The sequence below is a fragment of the Brucella tritici genome (assembly GCF_008932295.1).
Lineage (GTDB): Bacteria > Pseudomonadota > Alphaproteobacteria > Rhizobiales > Rhizobiaceae > Brucella > Brucella tritici.
This window is the reverse complement of the sequence record NZ_WBWA01000002.1, coordinates 14627-34068: the sequence shown is the minus strand read 5'-3', so window position 1 is coordinate 34068 and position 19442 is coordinate 14627. Positions and strand designations below refer to the sequence as shown.

Below are 19442 nucleotides of genomic sequence, written 5' to 3'. Positions count from 1 at the left end.
GATGATTTTTCCTTTGGATTTAACGGCGACGAGAGCCGCCGACAATTGCGAAACGACGGTTCAAAGGTCGAAGGCCGTTAAGCTCGCGGCATTCATCCTCCGCCCTTTGCATTTCTTGCCGCAGCAACGCGAGGTTGCCTTGCAGAACAGAAGTTTGAACCTCCTGTTCGTTATCGCCGTGTCGGAAGCGCACCCGTTGGGCGGTGCCTCCGGCAAGCCTGTCAAAATAGGCTTGCCGAAGTGCTTTTGCTCTCGCGCATGGATCATCCCAATCAATGGCGACAGGTCCGATTTTTTCGACCATTATTTTTCATCCTCAATTACGAGTTTGTCGCCGACGGGATCGGGAACGATAGGCCCCACTTCGGGGAGGCCAAGCTCTTTCCGCTTCTTCTGCTCTCGTGCACGTTGATCGTAAACGTCTTCCCAATCCGCACCCATGTCGTTGCAGATCATTTCATCGCTTACGACGCCGAGCCGTTGGTAAATCTCGTGCGCTTTGGCCGATTTGAGGTCGTCAGCTTGTGGCTTGGGTGGCCCGCGCCAGTCTGCGGAACAGGCTTCGGCCCGTTGCGCGCGAAATGCGCGCGGTCCACCGGGGAAGGGGATTGTTCCTCGTTCAATTTCTTCCTCAAGCCATGCCTCATAGACATGCTGTAAGAAACGGCCGCAGATATATGCCCGCCGCGAAAGCGTGATGGGCCATTTTTCCGCCGTGGACATGCGCACCGACGAGTATGTCGCTCCGGTGTAATCTCCCGTGAGAGTTTCCACGGTCATGCCGAGGCAAGCCGCGATTTCCCGCAGGAGAAACTTGGTGAAAGCCTCGTAGGTGTCGTTCGGGTGTTCCGAACGGTTCATTTTGAGACTTTCGCCCGGGAACAGGTGGGCGATACGGCCGCCGACCCCGAGGTCAATTTTCGTCTGATTGTACCAAGCTTGCTTGAACCCGAATAAGCTCTCGGCAGGGCTTCCGTCGGCCCCGTCCTGTTCAGTTGGGTCTTGCAGAGCCTGCAATAGAGCTTCGGTCGGCGCTTCGCTCTCGATGGTTGCCGCGAAAAGTGCCTGAATGAGCGATGCTGTTAGGGTGGCGTCCGCAAGCTGGTCATATTGACGAAGAACGCGGAGGATCGGAGCAAATGGCGTTATGCCGCGAATTTGCCCCGGTGCGCCTTGGTAGATATGAAAAACCTGCGGTCGCCCCGCTCCATCGCGAGCGGAAATATCGACGGTGTGCCGGAACACCCCGTCGCGCATGAAGCGATAAGAGAGCGGAAAGCCGAAGTCGTCCGTTCTCACACCCTGATAGAGTTTGGACAACGGTTCCGTGTCCTGCACCAATCGGTGCGGGAGAACCAATTGAACCTTTGTTCTGGATTGCGAAATGCTTCGACGGATGGACGGGAGCAATCCCGTCGCCTCGCCATAGGCGTACCACGTCTTAAGCTCCATTGCCGTAAGCTCGCCCATCGTGTGCTTGCCTGCGGCGTCGCATTCGACCGGGTTCTCGCTCCACAGTATCCAGCGGCGTTCGACTATACTCGTCCACTCGTTGGCTTGCTTTTCATCCCAACCGAGGGCGATGCGATCCGGGCGAGGCGAAAGTCGAAGCCCTGTCCCGATGGTGCTTGCGACTGCCTGTTCAATCGCCCCGGCAATCCAGCCGGAGTTATGAAGGGCATCAATCGCGCGGGCGGCCGCCTCGATGTAGGATTTCGCGACGTCGTCCCGAGCGTCCCGAAGTGCAGGACGCCAAGCGAACAATGCCGCAGCGCCACCACTTCCCGGCGAACGGAAATATTCGGCTGAATGCTGTGGTGACGTCTGCGGAACAGCGCCCATAATGGTCCCGTCCGTGCCGACGCGAATGCGCGGTTTCGTTTGTGCGTTCATCATCACAACCCGTTAAATCGAGCCGCGATTGAAGCGATGCGGTCGAACTTCGACCCTTTCGTTTCCTGCGGCTGTCCATTTGCATCGGGAACCGCGATTTGCGGTTCCGCTCGATCGTCGTCGTCACGTCGTCGAGCATTCGGGCCGAGGCGGTGCGCATTGAGTTGGTAACCGGCGGCGGCGGCCAGTGCCTCGCAGTCAAGCAAGTGGTTTTCGCGCGACCGCTGCACCCATACCGGCGTGCCGGAGGGCGAAGTTGTGCGAGCTTCACTTACAATTTGCTGGCAATAGTCGTCCGTGGTTTGGGAGTGGAGATACCACGCACCAAGTGCGGGCCTGCCGTCCTCGGTTAAATGAGGATAGCGAAGCCGCTCATGCACCCAACTTTTCCAATGGTCCGTATCGAGGAGGTGCAGCGTCAAGCCGTACTTGGCCGACTTGCCGTCTGATTTGACCTCGATTTTCGACTGAATGATCGGCTTTGACTGTGTGCGTCGTCCCTTGGTCGGGAAGACGAAACGCGGGAACCGCCTTGCAAACTCATAGACGCGATGTTCCGGCACGGCGAATTTCTTGCCGGGCCGGAAGCCGCTGTCGACGAATGCGAGCCTTATCGGCAGGCCGTCGATCGGCTGCGTTAGGAGTTCGGCAAGATCGTCCCAAACGTCTTGCTGCGATGTTTCGCCCCAAAGGTCGCCGCTATCGACAAGCCAAGAGGTCGCGCGCGGCCCCCATGCTCGAATAACGAACGGAAGGCGGTTTTTCTGGACGTCGACACCGGCCGTCAAGAAAATGGTTTGATCCGGCAATGTCCGGGGAAGATATGGGGCCTTGAGCCTCGCAACTTCTTCCCATTCCGGCACATCGCCGCCGCCCGGTGTGAACACCTCGCCGAAACCCGCGTTAACGGCGGTTTGAACTTTGGAACTATCGCCCGAGGCAAGCGCCTTCAAATACGTTTCTGCGCGCTCCCCGAAGGAAACGAACGGAGACGCAAGACCAGACACCCAAAACGAAAGCGTAGTCGTGTCAGGCGGATCGCCGAAGACGTTGCCTTCCTCGTCAACCGTCTGGCCGGGAGCGACAAACACGCCGGTCGCGTTCATTTCGGCCTTGTCGCTTTCCTCGATCACGCATCCGTTGCGCGGACATTCGAGAAAAGCTTCGCGCCGAGCTTGCGCCGGGGTCGCCGTCTTCGGCCATGACAGGCATTTGAAACGTGGAACGAACCATTCCCGGCAGTGAGGGCAACGCCAAGACCAGTGATGGCGCGTCCCTTCCTGCCAAAGCTTCCAGATTGGCGACGCGACGTCATCCGGCGGCGCGACCTTCCAGAATTCAAGGCCGGTTTCCTCGTCCATTTCCGTTTCAACCATTCCTTGGGAGGGCGTGGACGTGATGCCGGTCATGAAATCGGCGTAGGTAATACCGCGAGCCTCGACGAGGCCGAGCGGGTCGCCCTGGCCTTTGATGTTCGCGAGCATTTCGTCGTACTCGTCGACGAGAGCCAGACCGGCAGGATCGGACTTGAGGGCGGTTGACGAACCAGCATGCGCGAGACGGACAGTCACGCCCGCGACCCGCTTCAAGGTTTTCTTCATCCGCTTGCCGCGCGACAGTTTCGCCTTGAGCTTCGGAGCTTCGTCGAAAAGACCCATAAGGCGCGGTTCAAACTGATCGGTCAGAAAGTCCTTGCTTGGCCCGACGTAAAGGATCGGCACCGGGCGCGTGTCGCAGCGGTAGCCGATGACGTCGAGAATGCTTTCCGTCTTTCCACTCTGCGCGCCCGTCACGAGGACGTTGCGCGTATAGCGATGGTCGTCGAAACCTCGCGTGAACGGCACGGCATAAGGCGTAAGGAAAGGGTCGCGCTCACCCGGCTTGCCGGAAGTGGGAGGATATACCCGGTTGTCAGCGCCCCATTTGTCAGGCGTCGTCTTCTCTGTCGGTTCCCAAAGGATCGCGGCCAGCTCGTAGAGCCTCGCTTGCCTCCCGGAACTTGTTTTGTGATCGAGCAAACGCGCCATTTAGACCCTTCTCAATCTCATCCCGGAGCTTCACGTCACGCGTCACCGACGCGGGAAGCCCTGCCAGTTCGGCCCGGAGCGTTGCTAAAATGCTGGATGAAACGGCCTCGACGTCGTCCAATTCGACGAGACGGCCTTCCTCTTTGGCTATGCGGAGTTCGACTTCGCGCTGTCGCGCTGCTTTCAAGCCGTTGTCCGCTGCCGACTTTGTCGAGCGCCGCTCCTCGTCTTTGAGAGAGCGGACGTAGCCTTGCACCGCTTCGACGAGCGGGTACTTGCCCTTGACCGCAGCCGGGACATAGCCATTCGCCGCCAACTGCCGGAGCCATTGCGTCGTAACTCCCAAGAGGGAAGCCGCTCCACTGGCGGAAATCACTTCGTCGCCAGTCAGGGCTAGGACGCGCGTCGCCGGAGGTGCGACGGTCGGTTTTTTCGCCATTGCGAATGTTCCTTCGGGTACAAAGCAAACCGCGATTTTCGAAAGCTGAAAAACGCTCAAATTCGGGGCTGCGGCGGCACCGCATGCCTTTGGGGTAGGGTACGGTCCCTAAAGGGGTGGGGGTGCCTCGCCTCGGAGGCGGTCACCCACGCGCGTGGTCACCCCGCCGATACCGATTTGACCATCGCGAAAGAACGCGCTTCTACGGTCAAATTTGAGGCTTTCGACTGATCGGGGTCAGGAGAGCTTGAATAGGCGCATGAGTTCATGCTCGACGCGGGTCATGACAAAGCCCCCGACCATGCGCCACTTCTCGGCTGTCGGGTCTTTGACGACCTCGCGGGCGATGTTGGGACCGAACAGCGGTTCGAGCGGTCCGCGCCCTTTGCCTTCACGCTTGAACACCCTGCCGTCATATGCGGGGACGATAAAAGTCGACTTGAAAACCCGGCGCTTTTTCCATGGGGCAGCGCTCACACCTTTCTTGCCTTGTCGGGCATTGAACAGGTTGAGGTTTGTTTCCCCGCCTTCCGCTTCCAATTTGTATTCGAGCTTGTTCGGGTGCGCTCGAATGGTTTTGACGGCCTTGTTAATCAGGCCGTACTTGATCCCGGTTTGAGCGACCAGCGAACGCTTGACTTGCGTGCGGGCTTGGTCACCACCGCGATTGAGTGCTCGGGCGAATACACGCTTTGCATCACGTTCGCCGATTGCTTCCAGCGCTTTGCCATATCGCTTGAATACGCCGTCCGTGGTGATGACGATGCTTGCCATGATTTCACCCGATAAGAACCCGGCATGAAAAAACGCGCGGTGCCGATAGGCATCTCGCGCGCTCGCATGCGGATTTAAAAATTAAAGATTTTCAATTTTAACGAGGGATCAGAATAACAATACTAGATCGCTCGTCTCTCCGGGAGACTTGTCGTCTCCCGTCGCCTCGCTCTCGTCAGTGCTCTACGATCCGCGTGCGACCCCATCGTCTTAACGCGAGAGAAAGAGCGATTTTGTCTCACTCGTCAATACGAATTTTTCGTACAGGACGCGATTTTATCTAACCGGACACGATTGAAACAAATCTAAGTCATTGAGGCATCGGGCATTTTTAGCCGTGCCGGACATGTGAAAATAATTTTGTCCGGCATGCGTGTCCGGGAGCTTTTCAGGCTCATTCTGCCGGACACAGCGTTAACGTTTTGAATTTAAAAGAATAACTGACATGCCGGACAATGGAATGTCCGGCATTCCTGCCGTTTCTGTCCGGTTGAATGCGCATTTTGTCCGGTTCGTAGGCGCGTATGTCCGGCAGCCGTTAATTATCAATCACTTGCAAGTCGCCATCCGCAGCAGGTGATTTGCCTGACAAAAAAGTAAGAAAAAATCTAACTTTGCTATTGCGGGGTTAGATAAAACCTGTCAAACAGTAATCACAAACAGCGATTTTATAGCCGAGCCAGTTAGAGAGAATATGCACATGAGCGCATGGAGCCACGTTCTTAGCCCCGCTGAAATTGACGCCTACGTCGCCAAGGCCGCAAGCCTCGACCCGGCTTTTGCGGCGGATCAAAAGCGCTTCTATGAGGCTCAGACAGTGCGCGGCCTTTCCGCTCTCATGCACCAAGCTTGGCTGTGCAATGACGCCGACGGCTACCAACTAGCACGTTCTTACAAGGCACTTAAGGAAGGTGAATGAGCCTTTCAGTTTCCCGTCTCTTTCCCTCCAGTCAGGGGCGGGTTTCTCAAATGCTCAAAAGAGTTGGGAGACGCTCAAAATGAAAAAGCTCGACCTTTCAAGCAGCACATTGCGCTCCATCGCAGCACATGAGCTTGCATCAGTTAGATTTGGTCGCCGGATGCAAAAGAAATCGACACGCTATCGCGCCGTCATGCGCGATTTTATCGACCTTTGCAGCAAGCGCATGACGGAAGCTAATGCCGCTGGATTTGGCGCAGATGTGTTTGCCTTCCTTGATATCCGCGAAGCCGCCAAGAACGCATTGACGAAATAAGCCTTCCGGTTTCCGACTTTTTCCCGGCGTTGGGAATAAGTCTGTTTCCCGAATGCTTAACCACCACATGAGGCATCACCATGCAAATTTTTGAAGTAGAATTGCCGGGGGCAAAACAGCGCCGGGAAGCCCTTAAGCGCCCATTGCCGGAAGCCCAAATTGAAACGCTCCACGAGGCGAGCGCCGCTTATCAGGAACGCTGCAAGTTCAAACCCGGCGATATCGTCACCCCGAAGCTAACGTCAATCTATGACCATAAGGGCATTCCGCATGTGGTGCTTGAAGTCGCTCCGGTTGCGATCCGGAACTTTGAGCCGGGGAATTGCTACTCTTATTCCTTCGGTTCTCGCCTTGATATTCGCGTCGGCGTCCTAGTGGGCGGCGAGGTGGTCGCTTTCTGGCAAGAAAGCTGGCAGCACCAACTTTACACGCCGGCCGAGTAGCGGCCCGGCAACACTAATCCTTTTTACTTTCTGTCGATTGAGCGCGCGTTTCAGCGCCACGGCGAAGCTATGTCTAATCGGAGCTTGGCATCATGTGCGAACTCGCAATTACAGCCATTGAACATTTCAGGGCCAAAGGCCCGACGATCCGGCGGGTTTATAACTTGCCGCTCGACCTTCACGCCCGCTTGCTCAACTACATGGCAGCAACGGGTATCGACACGGAAGTCGAAGCCGTCCGCCGCCTTTTGTCCGACGAGCTCAACAATCACGAAACGCCCGATCAAGCCTTTTCTCGGCTGGCCCTGATGCATGCCGACGAGGCGGCAATCGCGGCTTGCGGCCATCCGCATGTTGAGGGCTTTCGTTGGTCCGATAACCGGGACGAGTTTGCGATCTTCTTGCGCAACGGCCGAGTTCTTCAATACGTCGACGGATTTGCCCGCATCGACACTGTTCCAGTGAGGGCAGTCCTATGACGACGGGCAAGACAACGCCGGGGCCATGGTCCCAAGGCAAACTTCTGTCCACGGCCACAACACGACGTTGGACGAAGGAAGTGCGCGACGAAGTGCAGGCTTCGGAAAGAGTTCGCGTTTTCGCGAATTTTAGGGCGGCCGACGAGGGGCGCGGCCGCGAACTGGTAGCGGTATTTCAGCGGCCGGAAGACGCGGCGCTCGGCGCGGCCGCTCCCGAATTGCTCGATGCTGTTCTCGTCGCCCTGCCTTATGTCGAAGACGCGCTCGACAGTCCGATTTTCAAGAAAGGCATCGTGAAAAAGGCCGTCGCGCAGTTGCGCGCGGCTATCGAGAAAGCGGAGGGGAAGTAATGTCCTTTAAGCTGTCGAAGGCCAAGATGAAGTGCCCGAAATGGATGAAGAGAGCGGACTTTGATCGCATCCTCCAGATGGACACGGAAGAAGCGCTCGACGAGGTTGAGCGGCTCAAGAACGAATTACGCGAATACAAGCGTAAATGGCGCGAAGAAAACCGGGAGAAGTACCGCGAATATAAACGCGAGTATGTCCGCCAATGGCGCAAGAAAAACCCGAAAAAGGCTAAGGAAATAGACAAGCGAAAGCAGGATAAAATAAGGGGCGATCCCGTACTACTCGAAAGGGCGAGGCAGCTTCGCCGCGAAAGTAGAGCTCGCACCGGAATATACACAAACAAAAACGAGCGGGCAATAAGAATGCGCCGATACTACCGCAACAAGTCTTTGAAAATGGCGCGGGAGAAGCCAAACGAATTGCGAGCGCTTATCCGTGCGATGGTCCCCGGCTATCTCGACCCATCGGCAAAGATGGATGTGATCGCGGCGGTTATGGAAATGGCCCTCAAGAACAGGGTCGAGTTCATTAAGCTGAATGAAGCCGTCAAAGCGGCAGTGACCGCCTACAACCGCCAATTCGATCATTTCAAGAACGTCTCTATCGACGCCCCGATTGCCGGGACGGACGGCCTCACGCGCGCCGACTTGCTCGATAGCGAAACGTTCCATTTCTAGGAGGATTTTGAATGTCCCATATCAAGACGGAGTACCGGGGGCATACGATCGCTTATGGCGGTAACTCTGAGGAATGGCACTGTCTCGACGTCAACTTCGGCAGCCCGAGCTTGTCCAAGGTAAAAGCTCGCATAGACAAAATGTACTTGGACATGCGGAAGCAATCTGCCGTCGACGTTTTTGAAATGTCGAAAGGCGGCGTCAATAGCATGCCAACTCTTACGCCATCGCTGATCGTCGATTTCGTTGGAACAAAGCTCGAAAAGAGCTTCTACGGGCGCGACGCCGAACCTACGGAAAAGCACATTGTCGCGGTAGTAGCCCAACGCGCGCATTCGACGAAAGTGGCTCGCCGGGAAGCCAATATCAACGAATTGATGCCTTCCACACCGGCAGCCGAAAGGGCTTGGGGCGAATACCTTATCGCATGCGAAGGGCTTCGCGCCGCTCACGCAAAAGCGGAGCGCGCCTACCGAGCAATTCCCCGCGTTTCGTTGGAAGACGTTGCCGCGTTGAAGGCAATCAAAGACAGCCAAAAGGATGCCGACAATGAATAGAACCGAACGCCTTTTGAAGCTCATTCGCGCCGTTGAGGACGGCCGCCGTCATACCTCAGACAGCCTTGCGGCACTTCTGCAGGTGACACCCCGCACAATCTACCGGGATATTGCCTTTCTCCGTCGTCAGGGTTGGAGCATCCCGGGCGGTGCTGGCTTTGGCTACGTGTTCAACGGTCGCGCGAAGGTGAAGGGCTATCGCGCTCCAATCAGACAGCCGGAGGCAAGGGTATGAGCGACTTATTGAACTGCCAAATTGCTGACGCCCTCGAAAAGTGCGATTGGGCCGGAGCATCCATCGGCAATAAAGCGTTGGTCAGTCTTGCAGCCAAAGCACTTCGCAACGTCCCTGTTGCTACACCAGCAGATGCGACCGACGAAATGGTCAACGCGGCCCTTGCTGTTGATTGGGACAACGAGGACGAGCGCGCCACAGTGCACAACATCTGGCATGCCATGACGGCAAAGTGTCCAGTTTCGGAACCGGCAGCGGCGCGCTTGCAGGCGCTGGAGGAATGCTCGCACAAACTAGCTCAATTCATCGTTTCCATGAGGGATGGCCATGCGCATCGCGTGGATCAATACGGTGCAGGGTATGTCGATGCGATGAACGACGTCCTTGGTGCTTACACTAGCTTGTCAGGAACTCTCCCCTCTGCACCAGCTTCGGAGGGCGCGGAATGAGCAAGCTCGGACCGAAGCAAGCGCAGATGCTCCGCGATATCGTCAAAACGAATGGCGGCGGCATTTCTGGCTATTCGCTGGATCAGCGTGTCATGCGCTCATTGGAAGCCAAGGGACTGATCCAAGGAAAACTCAATCAGGCCAGCGTGGCGGTCCACACCCGCGCCGGGCTTGAGTGGGTGCGCAACCATCCGCCCCACCCATCAGGAGGCGACCGTTATGGCGAGTGACATCTGCTATGTGTGCGGAACACGCAACATGAGAGGATCGGTTTGCCTGACATGTTGCCCTGATGGCGACCCGCGTTTGAAGCCCGCGACCACCCGCCCCGCGCCTGCCGCTACAGATACGGGACTGGAGCCTTGGGGCTACGGTTGGTTTGAGCTTGGCGGTAAGAAGATGGCAAGCGGGTATCTGCCGACCGTCAATTATCCTCGGTCAGAGAATGTTACCGAAGGGCCGTTTCCTTTATACACCCGATCGCAGGTTGTGGAGCTATTGGCGGAAAAGGACGTAATCATACGTTCCCATCTGGCTACAATTGCCAGCTTCGAAACAAAGCTGGCCGCATCGGAGGAGGCCCGAGCCGCTTTGTCGGACGAGATAGAACAGGGGAATTGAACCCGGTCTAAATTCGAACTAGCCTCTCTCCCGATTTTGAAGCGGGAGAGGGCATATGAAGAAATCCGAAAAGCTTGCGATTACGGCCGGGATATTCGGGGTCATCGTGTGCGTTGGGCTGAATTATTGGCTCGGGTCCGAGGTGTGGCCTTGGTACGTTCATGCGGTTTTATGGGGGATTTCGGCGCTTTCCGCTTATAAAGCGCTCGTCGGGTTCGCTGTGACCGACCACTTAATCGATAGTTGAACAGCGGGGAAAACCTGCGCTATTCCGCCGCTTGTTTCTGTTCGTGAACACGCCGCGCATTGACGTTCGCCAAGTTTTGTTCTCATGATGTTCTCATGCAGGTTGAGACATTAGGAGACGCCTACACGCACAGCGTCCGCATAAGACTGCGGTGCGCGTGGGGCAAAAGAGACGCAATGAAGTCGGTTCGCGAATGCTTGTTTAGCACGGAACTTGACGTTCAAACGCTCGTCTGCACGCGCGGTAGGGACATGCCGCTAACCTTTTTGCAGGATCGCATGAAGTGCCCGTCCTGCGGGTCGAGGCGGGTTCGGCTCATGTTTGATTTTCCGAGTAATTCGGGTGCAGGGGCGGTTGCCGCTCCACTTCCGAAGTCGGCGAGGGGATACTAATCGGGGGTAATTATGATTGAGGTTCTTCTTGCGGCGGCCATCATGACCAGCGCACCGCAGGCATTGGACGGCGACACATTCGTCATTGACGGCGAGCATGTCCGCATTGCGAATATCGATGCACCGGAAACCCGCAACGCGAAATGTGATGCCGAGCGACGCCTCGGGCGCGTCGCCAAGCGTCGGTTGCAGGAATTGCTTGCATCACCGGGTTTTGAAATGGAACGGGGCGACCCGAAGTCCGGCCGCAACAAGGATCGCTACGGCCGCACACTGGCGACGGCCTACGTCGAAGGCGTTGACGTCGGGTCGATCTTAATAGAGGAAGAACTTGCCCGCCCGTGGCGTGGCAAACGTGAACCGTGGTGCGTAAAATGAATTTGTTAATTGATTTAATCACGTTCGAAAGAGAGAGCGCACAAAACCCATTTGAAGAAGCACGAGCTTTAGGCATCAAATGGGCCTCGTCCGAACAGCAGCTTATAGCGGAACAAATCAAGCTGACGGGCTGAACATTGCCAGACGGTCTAACGGAAGCCAATTTCCCAAACTGGCTTAGACGTGGCAGGTGAGGCTATTCGTTCGGGTCTTTTCCCTGAATGCCGACGAACAATCCCCGCGAAACATCGTTGATCGCTCGGGCGGCCTCTACGGCCGTCCAACCAGCCTTTTCCGCTTGTTCGATGATATCGACAACAGCCCCCGCGACAGCTTCCTGACAATCGATGTTGCGGTCAGAATATTTACCCTCATGTTTTGGACCGGGCACGGAATTCAAATGAAATGGCATATCGACGGCTCCCTCATTGAAGATGGAAGGTAGGGCGTCGAAATTAGCCGTCCAGTAGGCCGCCCGTCTCGATGGGCTGCATAGTGTCTTCGCCCTGATAGCGGCTCGAATTGACGTTCGTGGAAACGCGCCAAGCCTGCAAGTTGTCGTCATTCGCAGGCTTCAATAGATCGACGCGCGGCTCGGCGAGCCAAGCGCGCCAGTCGCTTTCCTGCAAAATGACGGGCATGCGGGTATGGATTTTCTGCATGAAAGGGTTCGCATCGCAGGTGATAATTGTGCAGCTTGTCACCTCCTCGCCGGTTTCGCGATCCTTCCAACGGTCATACAATCCTGCGAACGTCAACGGACGCCCGTCTTTGGCCGAAATAAACCACGGTAAGCGCGCCTCTTTCGGCCCCGACCATTCGAAAAAGCCCGTTGCAGGTATCAAACAGCGCGTGCTTTTCAGGGCCGTCCGAAACATCGGCTTGCTTGCGATATCTTCCGACCTCGCATTGAACGTTGTCGGGACGCTTTTCAAATCCTTCGACCACCAAGACGGCACAAGCCACCATCGCATTTCTGAATAGGCCAGGTGTTCGCCTTCCTGCGTGATAACGCCGACTTGCGTCGTCGGGGCGATGTTATATCGAGGCTGGATATTCCGGGGCGTGGTCGCCGTTAGGTTATACATCGCATAGATTTCGGCCCACGTGTAAGTTTGCGTGAAGCGTCCGCACATGCCGCTTTCTCCTCCTCTATGCGCCTAGGATTTCGATAAGCGCCTTTGCCCGGATAACGGACGGGTGCATGCTGCCATGTCGTTCGGCCATATCCAGCAAATCCCGGATTATGCCGGATAGCTCTTGGTATTCGACGACGCGGAAACCAGCGTCTTCAAGATCATTGATAACCTTGCTTGCGAGAGTGTGCGGCGCGAGTGAAAGGCCCTCAAGGGCTTTGACAACCACCTCGCGCGAATTGCCGGGCATAATCATGTTCAATCTCCCCGAAGCCCAAGCTTGCCCGCGATCGTCTTGAAGTGAGCGCGGGTAAGCGCTTCCGCTGTGTCCTGATCGACATGAAAGGCAATCGGCTTTTCGCGATCCTCGTCCTCGAGGTCGTAAACGGAAAACGCTTCGCCTCTCTCTTTCTCGACGTCGTACGGCGCTTCCACGCCGTTGTGCTCCATGCACCATTCACCATTACGGCGCTGACGGATTTTCATGGCAATCTCACCTCAAACGAGTTCGTCGATCGTAACCTTAAGCGCTTCCGCGATTTTCTTCATCGCGTCGAGAGAGCCTTCGCGGACACCCTTTTCAATCTGCGACAAGTAGGCGGCGCTGATACCGGCGGTTTCTGCGAGTGCCTTTGCGCTCATGCCGCGATAGTCACGCCAAACCTTGATTTTGTTCTCGCCGTCAATCATGCGGTTGACGAACTCGGCCGGGATCAATTCTTCTTCGCCAGCAGCCAACTTTTCGCGGAAAGTGCGGGCGGCTGCAATGTCTTCGCGATCCTCGAAAGCCTCAAGCAGCTTATCGTAATCGGCCTTGGGGAGAACTGCCATTTCCTCCCCCTGCGGCGTCTTGATGATTTGAACGTTCATTTCCGTTCTCCTTATTCGTATGCGCCGCCACGCGGCGCGATCTTAATTACTTCGAGAATGCGCCCGTCTTCTGTGAAGATAACGCGCCAGTCGCCAACCCGCAGGCGAAGCAATCCTTCGCCGCCCTTGAGCGCCTTGACGTTATTCGCAAGGCTTGCCGGATCGGCTGCATACTGTTCAATCTTCGACCGGATCAGCTTCGCCGTGTTGGCTGGCATCTTGATCAAGGTCTTAGTTGCTTCGCGGGAGTAAGTGATCTGTTTCATGAGTTGAAGTTAGCAATATGCTAATCGAAATGCAATATAAAAATTAGCTAATAGCAAATAAAATGAAAGCCCCGACTTAGCGGGGCTTTCTCAGTATGGCTCAAATCCGAAAGATCGAGAAGGGGGCAATAAACGAGGTCAGGAGCGATTGACTAATTTCCAGCCTCCGGCAAATCTCCCGCTGACTAACCCCCGCGCGATGCATCCCTATCGCGGCCGCCTTGGCATATGGCCGCTTCTGAAACACGCGAACCGGGCAGGCCGATTTACGGGCGCGACGAATGAAGATTAGATTTGGCTGTGTCATCGGCGCGGAACCTCAATCTCGTCGCGGTCCAATCCTTGGGAAATGGTGGAGAGAGCCTTGTCGCGGAGCCTGTAGGCGGTGGCACGTGACCAGCCCTTGTCATCGACAGCGTTCCCAAAGCGGTAGCGGGTGCATTTGCACCGCAACCAGAGTTGCAGCACGCGCGCTGCGCCGTCGTTGCCTTTGAGGTAAATCGTTGGCCAATGGATCGCTTTTTCGAGAAGCGAAACGCGAGCAGGTGAAAGCATCCACTTGCGGGAAGGGACGACATTCTCTGGGTCGAGCTTTTCGAGAATGCCGTTACGGTCGTCAGCCGGGCCGGTGCGCCCGGCGCTGGCAATCGACCATTTTGCAGCATCGACGAGGACTTCCCCGACAAGTTTCGGGGTCCAAACATCATCGTAGTGTGTCAATCGTTCCCCCATAGTACGCCCGCTTCTTCGACGGCCGCCATGTTGACGTTGCTTGGTTCGGTGGGTGTGATCGGCTGGCGTGTGTCTTCCTGCTTATGGAAGCGCCGCTTAGCCTTTGGCGTTAGCCAGACATGCGGGCTATCGCGGGCGATAAGCCCCTTGTGGAATAGCCGCTCGCCACGACGGCCGAGTTCCTTGCGGCGTGCATCAAGCTTGCGCTGACGGGTTTTCTCGTCGTCGTTCTTCTCGGCCGCATATTCGAAATCGAGCTTGTCAAAAGCCTCGATAACCTTTTGCCAATGGACAATGCGCACGTCGCTGGGCAGCCCCATCGAAGGCGGCGCATCGGTGCCGTGTTCGGTTAGCGCGTTCTGGATCGCGGTCAGGAGAACATTTTCCTTGTCGGATATGTTCGGTCGCTTCTCCGGTGCCTCGTCTGAGCCTTCGCCCTTTGGCGTGACGACGACGCAAGACGTAATAGGATCGCCGTCCTCGTCTTTGCCAATCTTGACCTGCGAAAGAGCAAATCGGAACGTGATCCCGTCTTCGCCTTCCTTGTTCTTCTGCAAGAAAACTTCGCGGATTTGCCGCCCATCTTCGTCGTGCAACCCATCGGCCAAACGGACAATGAGAGCGTTTTCGAGGTTGGCAATAAGCGAGGAATGGCCACGAACCTTCGTGCCCTCCGCATTCATGTGGTGCACAAAAAGAACGTGGCAGTTCAACGCTTCCGATATGCGGCGTCCGCGTTCCAATACCGATCCGACGTCTTTGCCGTCGTTCTCATTCGCGCCGACCGTCGCCGTCGCCCAAGTATCGATGACGACCAGCTCAAGCGGTGCATCGAAGGTTGACGCCCAATACTTGGCTTCTTCAATGAACTCGTTTGTCTGGTCGTCGTTCTGGTACAGGTTGAGCCGGGCGGGCATGAATACGAACGGCAGATTGTCGGAAGCAACAAGGCCGTGCCATTGGCGATATGCCTTGATGCGCTTTCGGAGGCCCTTCTGGCCTTCACCCGCCTGATAGATCACGCCGCCACGGCGAGACTTGCGGCCCATCCAGTTAACGCCGCGAGCAACTGCCATGGCCGCATCAAGGATCAAGAATGTTTTCCCGCTCTTTGACGCGCCTGAAACTATCGACACTTCCCCACGAGTGAGAATGCCCTTGATTAGATACTCGTGCTCTTGGGCTGGGGCGTCGAAGGCGTCCCACGGAACCGCGTTGAACTTCGATTTGAAGGCCGGGGGCGTGAATTTGGGAGCCTTGGCCGCGATCTGGTAAAGCTCCTCGACAGTGTGACCGTCATCAAGCCAGTCGACGACGTCTTCTTTTTTCTTGTTGTCCGTCAATTGGACGACGCGGACTTCCGAAGCCTTCCCAAGCAGGGATGCTGCCACGCTATTTGCATGGTCGATACCGACAAACTTTGGGCGTCCGTCATCATGAAATAGTGGCTCATTGGTCTTTTGGTGTCGGGCCTGCGGATCGTCATCCGCGAGCACGACAACGCGGGCACCTTTGAGATAGTCGCTAAGTTCCGCGAGCCATTTCCCGGCACCGCGTGCATTTGTCGTTGCTGGAACCCCAAGGTCGAGCAGCCTGTCGGCGGCCTTTTCGCCCTCAACCACGAAAACGATGTGGTTTTTGTCCAATGCCTTTTGAAGGTCGGGCAGCCGATAGGGAACCTGCCGAACGTCCTTTGTCGACCAGTTCCAGCCTCCGCCCTTCGAAGGGTCCGGGCGACGTTGCCGGTATGTTTTCTCCGGCTTGCCGTCTTTTCCTACTTCGCCGTTCTCAAGCCGCACAACTTGGAAAAGCAGAACGCCTTTCTCGTCGACATAGTCCCACGTCTTGACCGGCTTCATGTTCTCGTCATTGCGGCGAGAATTGCCATTGTCCGGCGCATAGTCCCGGTTGCTGGACGATGCCTTGTCTTCAACGTGGAAGCCTTTCTCGCGCAGCCATTCGACTGCCTCCCGGCCCTTGCGGCCGGTTTCTCTTTCTATGAGTGCGAGAACGCCGCCTCCGGTGTTTTCGCCGTGGTCGAACCAAGTGCCCTTTTCAAGATCAATCGAAACTGATCCCTTGTTCCCGAAGCGAAGCTCGCTCGTTGTTGAAAGGTGCTTGTTTGGCTCGCCGAGGAGTTCGCGGGCAACCTCACCGGCAAAGCCTGCAAACTTATCGCCATTGTCAGCCATCGAAAGCCGCCCCTATTGTTCTGAATTGTCGATTTGATTGTCTGATTGCTGGTCGGCGAACCCGGTTTGACCGGGTTTCGCTCTAGCTTTGGCGACGGGTGCGAGGACTTTCGCGACGTCTGCTTTCACCGGGATAATCGTCGATATGAGATCGGCTATGTCGGAAAAGACGTCTGCTTTTGCGATCTGATCGGGACACGGCTTGTCACGCATTCCGTTTCTGACAAGCGCCTTTTGTATCCCGTAAATCCGATCCGCTTCGCTCGATGCCGTCTGCAACATGGTCCAAAGACCGGCGCGCTTTCGGCTCATACCCCGCACATCCCTTCGCACTCATTCAAGAAAAGGTTGAGTTGGCCTCGGTCCTCGGCTGTCGAAAGATCGACTTGATCGAGGGGGACGCAAGAGCGATGGAGAAAAAGTTCTTTCTTCATCCCCCGGAAACCCGATCGGATAGTCTTGTCCATCTCGATCGCATCGGCCCACGAAACGGGATCGTTATCCCGCATGTCCCTCCACATATCGTTGTTGTGGTAGGGGCAACCTATGCAGGCTGATTTAGGGGGTTCGGGATATTGCCGCTCCATCATCCATTTGAGACAGTCACGCCGCGTCATGTGCAACTCGATCAACGGCCAGCGATTGACTTGCCAATCTTCCCGCGACGGCTTCATACGAATTACCTCGTCGAAGGACATTCCGATCCACTGCTCGACGATTGGGAACTTTGGCGATCGCTTGCCTGCAATCCCTGCTAATTCCCGAACTTTTCGACGGATCGGGACGATCTTGTATTCCTTGGTGCATTGACGCCTAATCGGGCCGGTGTCGGTGAATGCTGGGATAGAAGCCCAACGGTTGCCCTTCGAGCCACCAATAAGCCCGTCGCGAATGTTCCCTGCGGTAACGCGATGCACAGGGAACGGCAGGAGCTTTTCAAGCCATTCGAGATGCCGATAAACATGTTCCGGCTCCCAACCGGTATCAGCGAAGATTGCAGCGTCGGGCATAGGGCCGATATCACGGCGAGCGGCCATTAGCGCAAGCGTCGTAGACTGGACGCCCGCACCAAGTGAGAGAATTCGGAGTTTTGGTTCCATCAAAACAAATCCCCCGTCGTAGCTTCCCTTCGTTGCGAAAAAAGCGGCGTCGTGTGAGCGGGGTTCACATCCGGCGCAATCTCACCACACGCGAACAGCCAGCCCGCGAGGGCATCCGAAGCGTTGTCGTCCTGCGGTTCAAAGCCAAGCGCTTCCATAGCTCGCATAATTTCTTCCTTGGCTTTTCCGGTGGTCGGCTTCCGGCCAAGGATGAAATAGCGGATCGAAGCTTGATCCATTTCGCGGTAGTCGAACACTTTCTCGTGGTAAGCCGTCGCGGCCATAGCCCAAGGAAGGCACTGCAAGAGACGTGTTGTCTTGTGGTTAGTTTTGCCTCTCATCGCTCCGGCAAATACCGGCTTTTCCGCAATAATGACGTTCGGACGGTAGGTTTCGATTAGTTCACGGATGAATATTTGCGAATGAGCAACGATAGCCACTGGCGGCGCTTCTTCAGGAGCAAGGCGCTTTGAACCGTATTCCGGCGTTTCGCCTGGCCGACCTGCGCACCAACCGGTGCGGGTTGCGACGTCGAGAAACAAAATCATTCGTTGGGGGAGATTACGCATCGGCGGAAATCTCCTGCGAATAGACATAGTCGAAATGAACCGGGCAAATGACCGCAATGCCGTTCAAACCGACAATGTGCGGGGTGCGTTCAACGGCAACTCGCGTACCGTCTGCAATCTCATTCGTCTGGATACGGTGGCCCTTTAAGCAACCGTCTTCGGCGAGCTTCTCGAAAACGTCGTCGAAGCTCTCGGCCTCGGTTTCCAACGTGAATGAAATGTACTTGTAGGGATCACGGCGCGAAGGGACGACCGTCGTCACTGAAAGACGCTGTATCGGCATGGCAGTTTCCTTGTGGTGGTTTTGGTAAAGCAAAGGCCGGGCAATGGATGCCCGGCCCGTAATCGGTGGCCGGTGCCTACAACGCGGGGAGTGTAGGGAGCGGAGGCACCGGCCTTGATGTGCGCAGCCCGGTTGCAGAGGGCGCGCACTATCAAACTAGTTCACGGTGGCGAGCGTAAGCGGAGCCTTTGCCTTCTTCGGAGCTTCATCCTCGGCAGGGCGTTTCCCATCGACGATGTTCGCCATCGTCGAAATAACGTCATCGAACATGTCGACGTCGTCGAAATAGCCCATCTTGTCGGCAAGCTCGATCACGCCGCGAAGGGTAGCTTGCCGCTTTGTGGTTTCCATCTTGGCGAGGCCGAGAATGAAACGGAAAGCCTTCCGGTCCATTCCGTGACGATCGAGAGCGTTCTTGACGATAGAACCGGCAGCCCCGTTATGCTCGGAAGCTTCTGCGGTTTCGCTCATGAACTGGTTTACTACGCGGCGCAGTTCATCGGAGGTGATCGACGACTTGCTCGACGTAACGTCGGCTTTCTTTGCGCGTCTTGCCATGCTGCATGCTCCTTGGTTTCAGTCGGCGTTAAACGGCGACAGGCTGCGGAATATCCGAGGGCCACGCTTCCCCAACGGGCCATTCGGGATGAATGCCGCTGACAGGTTTACGGTTCTCGGATACGAGTTTGAGGGTTTGAGCATCAAGGACGGCAGGCTCCGGGCGTTCAACGCCCGCAGGCCAAGCCACACCATCCGGCCATATCGCGGAAAACCGCGACATGATCTTGTCGTAAGTCCCGGCGCGCATATCGGCACGGTCAATCGTGTGGGAGAACGTGCGATAGCCGGAAACAATCTCGTCAAGCTTCGTCTGTGTGCACCCGGTGGCTTTCCGGTATGCATCCATCGTAGCTCGAATGTTTGTTCGGAAGAGGTCGAGGTAATTCATGCACCATTTGTTAAGTTAGAAATTATCTAACTGCAAGAGGGAGCATCATCAAAACTGTCAGTAGATAGAAAATGATTGATTTATGCGAAAAATGTTTTATTTGTCGAACTTAGACAGAATAAAAATAGAAAATTTCTAAGGGTTCAACC

Annotated in this window: 32 protein-coding genes; 13 read left to right on the top strand and 19 right to left on the bottom strand. The window is 56.1% G+C overall.

The features are described from left to right. Positions 1-19: 19 nt before the first annotated feature. The 5 genes from F9K91_RS02325 to F9K91_RS02305 form a co-directional block, all read right to left on the bottom strand. Positions 20-304 carry a hypothetical protein gene (locus F9K91_RS02325; protein WP_138785343.1) on the bottom strand — a complete coding sequence of 95 codons (285 nt, stop codon included), beginning with the start codon at positions 302-304 and terminating at the stop codon, positions 20-22. Further along, positions 304-1896: a phage portal protein gene (locus F9K91_RS02320; RefSeq protein ID WP_235912739.1), complete on the bottom strand. Its 1593-nt coding sequence runs from the start codon at positions 1894-1896 to the stop codon at positions 304-306. The genes F9K91_RS02325 and F9K91_RS02320 overlap by 1 nt, the downstream gene beginning before the upstream one ends. After that, a complete protein-coding gene (locus tag F9K91_RS02315) occupies positions 1896-3920 on the bottom strand; it encodes a terminase gpA endonuclease subunit (RefSeq protein ID WP_151677100.1) in 2025 nt (674 codons plus the stop codon). Before F9K91_RS02315 ends, F9K91_RS02320 begins: the two co-directional genes overlap by 1 nt. Beyond that, positions 3820-4359, bottom strand: a complete 540-nt coding sequence (locus F9K91_RS02310; protein ID WP_151677099.1) for a hypothetical protein — start codon at positions 4357-4359, stop codon at positions 3820-3822. The genes F9K91_RS02315 and F9K91_RS02310 overlap by 101 nt, the downstream gene beginning before the upstream one ends. Positions 4360-4596: 237 nt before the next feature. After that, positions 4597-5133 carry a phage tail protein gene (locus F9K91_RS02305; RefSeq protein WP_151677098.1) on the bottom strand — a complete coding sequence of 179 codons (537 nt, stop codon included), beginning with the start codon at positions 5131-5133 and terminating at the stop codon, positions 4597-4599. A gap of 700 nt (positions 5134-5833) precedes the next feature. On the opposite strand from F9K91_RS02305, the gene F9K91_RS02300 reads away from it, so the two are divergent. The 13 genes from F9K91_RS02300 to F9K91_RS02235 all read left to right on the top strand — a co-directional run bounded on the left by F9K91_RS02300 (position 5834) and on the right by F9K91_RS02235 (position 11196). Beyond that, positions 5834-6052: a hypothetical protein gene (locus F9K91_RS02300; RefSeq protein ID WP_151677097.1), complete on the top strand. Its 219-nt coding sequence runs from the start codon at positions 5834-5836 to the stop codon at positions 6050-6052. Positions 6053-6131: 79 nt separating this feature from the next. After that, on the top strand, positions 6132-6368 hold the full coding sequence (locus F9K91_RS02295; RefSeq protein WP_151677096.1) for a hypothetical protein: 237 nt from the start codon (positions 6132-6134) through the stop codon (positions 6366-6368). 80 nt (positions 6369-6448) lie between these two features. Next, positions 6449-6811, top strand: a complete 363-nt coding sequence (locus tag F9K91_RS02290; protein ID WP_151677095.1) for a hypothetical protein — start codon at positions 6449-6451, stop codon at positions 6809-6811. 92 nt (positions 6812-6903) lie between these two features. Next, positions 6904-7290, top strand: a complete 387-nt coding sequence (locus F9K91_RS02285; RefSeq protein ID WP_006471888.1) for a hypothetical protein — start codon at positions 6904-6906, stop codon at positions 7288-7290. Continuing rightward, the gene (locus F9K91_RS02280; RefSeq protein WP_006471887.1) at positions 7287-7640 is read left to right on the top strand and encodes a hypothetical protein; all 354 of its coding nucleotides are present in this window, start codon (positions 7287-7289) and stop codon (positions 7638-7640) included. Before F9K91_RS02285 ends, F9K91_RS02280 begins: the two co-directional genes overlap by 4 nt. A 77-nt stretch (positions 7641-7717) precedes the next feature. Beyond that, a complete protein-coding gene (locus F9K91_RS02275) occupies positions 7718-8317 on the top strand; it encodes a hypothetical protein (protein WP_151677094.1) in 600 nt (199 codons plus the stop codon). An 11-nt stretch (positions 8318-8328) separates the two neighbouring features. Continuing rightward, positions 8329-8874 carry a hypothetical protein gene (locus tag F9K91_RS02270; RefSeq protein WP_006471885.1) on the top strand — a complete coding sequence of 182 codons (546 nt, stop codon included), beginning with the start codon at positions 8329-8331 and terminating at the stop codon, positions 8872-8874. Further along, positions 8867-9109 (top strand): HTH domain-containing protein, encoded by a 243-nt coding sequence (locus tag F9K91_RS02265; RefSeq protein ID WP_167522165.1) that lies wholly within the window; start codon positions 8867-8869, stop codon positions 9107-9109. The genes F9K91_RS02270 and F9K91_RS02265 overlap by 8 nt, the downstream gene beginning before the upstream one ends. Beyond that, on the top strand, positions 9106-9558 hold the full coding sequence (locus tag F9K91_RS02260; protein WP_151677092.1) for a hypothetical protein: 453 nt from the start codon (positions 9106-9108) through the stop codon (positions 9556-9558). Before F9K91_RS02265 ends, F9K91_RS02260 begins: the two co-directional genes overlap by 4 nt. Then, positions 9555-9788: a hypothetical protein gene (locus F9K91_RS02255; protein WP_151677091.1), complete on the top strand. Its 234-nt coding sequence runs from the start codon at positions 9555-9557 to the stop codon at positions 9786-9788. Before F9K91_RS02260 ends, F9K91_RS02255 begins: the two co-directional genes overlap by 4 nt. Positions 9789-9816: 28 nt before the next feature. Continuing rightward, positions 9817-10179: a hypothetical protein gene (locus F9K91_RS02250; protein ID WP_151677090.1), complete on the top strand. Its 363-nt coding sequence runs from the start codon at positions 9817-9819 to the stop codon at positions 10177-10179. A 55-nt stretch (positions 10180-10234) separates the two neighbouring features. Beyond that, positions 10235-10426, top strand: coding sequence for a hypothetical protein (locus F9K91_RS02245; protein ID WP_151677089.1), 192 nt, complete (start codon positions 10235-10237; stop codon positions 10424-10426). Between the two features lie 404 nt (positions 10427-10830). Further along, complete coding sequence (locus F9K91_RS02235; RefSeq protein WP_006471879.1) at positions 10831-11196, top strand: thermonuclease family protein; 366 nt, start codon at positions 10831-10833, stop codon at positions 11194-11196. A gap of 196 nt (positions 11197-11392) precedes the next feature. Here the strand turns inward: F9K91_RS02235 and F9K91_RS02230 are convergent, their stop codons facing one another. From F9K91_RS02230 to F9K91_RS02165, 14 genes are all read right to left on the bottom strand, one after another. Continuing rightward, positions 11393-11608: a hypothetical protein gene (locus F9K91_RS02230; RefSeq protein WP_151677087.1), complete on the bottom strand. Its 216-nt coding sequence runs from the start codon at positions 11606-11608 to the stop codon at positions 11393-11395. A 43-nt stretch (positions 11609-11651) separates the two neighbouring features. Next, complete coding sequence (locus F9K91_RS02225) at positions 11652-12332, bottom strand: SOS response-associated peptidase (RefSeq protein ID WP_006471878.1); 681 nt, start codon at positions 12330-12332, stop codon at positions 11652-11654. A 16-nt stretch (positions 12333-12348) separates the two neighbouring features. After that, the gene (locus tag F9K91_RS02220; RefSeq protein ID WP_006471877.1) at positions 12349-12588 is read right to left on the bottom strand and encodes a hypothetical protein; all 240 of its coding nucleotides are present in this window, start codon (positions 12586-12588) and stop codon (positions 12349-12351) included. 2 nt (positions 12589-12590) lie between these two features. Next, positions 12591-12818, bottom strand: coding sequence for a hypothetical protein (locus F9K91_RS02215; protein WP_151677086.1), 228 nt, complete (start codon positions 12816-12818; stop codon positions 12591-12593). Between the two features lie 12 nt (positions 12819-12830). Beyond that, complete coding sequence (locus tag F9K91_RS02210; RefSeq protein WP_006471875.1) at positions 12831-13202, bottom strand: helix-turn-helix domain-containing protein; 372 nt, start codon at positions 13200-13202, stop codon at positions 12831-12833. Between the two features lie 11 nt (positions 13203-13213). Next, positions 13214-13468 (bottom strand): type II toxin-antitoxin system RelE family toxin, encoded by a 255-nt coding sequence (locus F9K91_RS02205; protein ID WP_036565277.1) that lies wholly within the window; start codon positions 13466-13468, stop codon positions 13214-13216. Between the two features lie 303 nt (positions 13469-13771). Next, positions 13772-14188, bottom strand: a complete 417-nt coding sequence (locus tag F9K91_RS02200) for a hypothetical protein (RefSeq protein WP_151677085.1) — start codon at positions 14186-14188, stop codon at positions 13772-13774. Continuing rightward, positions 14185-16392 carry an AAA family ATPase gene (locus F9K91_RS02195; RefSeq protein WP_151677084.1) on the bottom strand — a complete coding sequence of 736 codons (2208 nt, stop codon included), beginning with the start codon at positions 16390-16392 and terminating at the stop codon, positions 14185-14187. The genes F9K91_RS02200 and F9K91_RS02195 overlap by 4 nt, the downstream gene beginning before the upstream one ends. A 12-nt stretch (positions 16393-16404) precedes the next feature. Then, positions 16405-16704 (bottom strand): hypothetical protein, encoded by a 300-nt coding sequence (locus tag F9K91_RS02190; RefSeq protein ID WP_151677083.1) that lies wholly within the window; start codon positions 16702-16704, stop codon positions 16405-16407. Further along, entirely contained in the window at positions 16701-17492 is a 792-nt protein-coding gene (locus tag F9K91_RS02185) for an adenine nucleotide alpha hydrolase family protein (protein ID WP_151677082.1), read from the bottom strand. The genes F9K91_RS02190 and F9K91_RS02185 overlap by 4 nt, the downstream gene beginning before the upstream one ends. Next, positions 17492-18061 (bottom strand): RuvC family protein, encoded by a 570-nt coding sequence (locus F9K91_RS02180; RefSeq protein ID WP_151677081.1) that lies wholly within the window; start codon positions 18059-18061, stop codon positions 17492-17494. Before F9K91_RS02180 ends, F9K91_RS02185 begins: the two co-directional genes overlap by 1 nt. Next, complete coding sequence (locus tag F9K91_RS02175) at positions 18054-18344, bottom strand: hypothetical protein (protein WP_151651071.1); 291 nt, start codon at positions 18342-18344, stop codon at positions 18054-18056. The genes F9K91_RS02180 and F9K91_RS02175 overlap by 8 nt, the downstream gene beginning before the upstream one ends. Positions 18345-18500: 156 nt before the next feature. After that, positions 18501-18902, bottom strand: a complete 402-nt coding sequence (locus tag F9K91_RS02170; RefSeq protein WP_151677080.1) for a hypothetical protein — start codon at positions 18900-18902, stop codon at positions 18501-18503. A 28-nt stretch (positions 18903-18930) separates the two neighbouring features. Beyond that, a complete protein-coding gene (locus tag F9K91_RS02165) occupies positions 18931-19251 on the bottom strand; it encodes a hypothetical protein (protein ID WP_006471867.1) in 321 nt (106 codons plus the stop codon). Positions 19252-19442 lie beyond the last annotated feature (191 nt).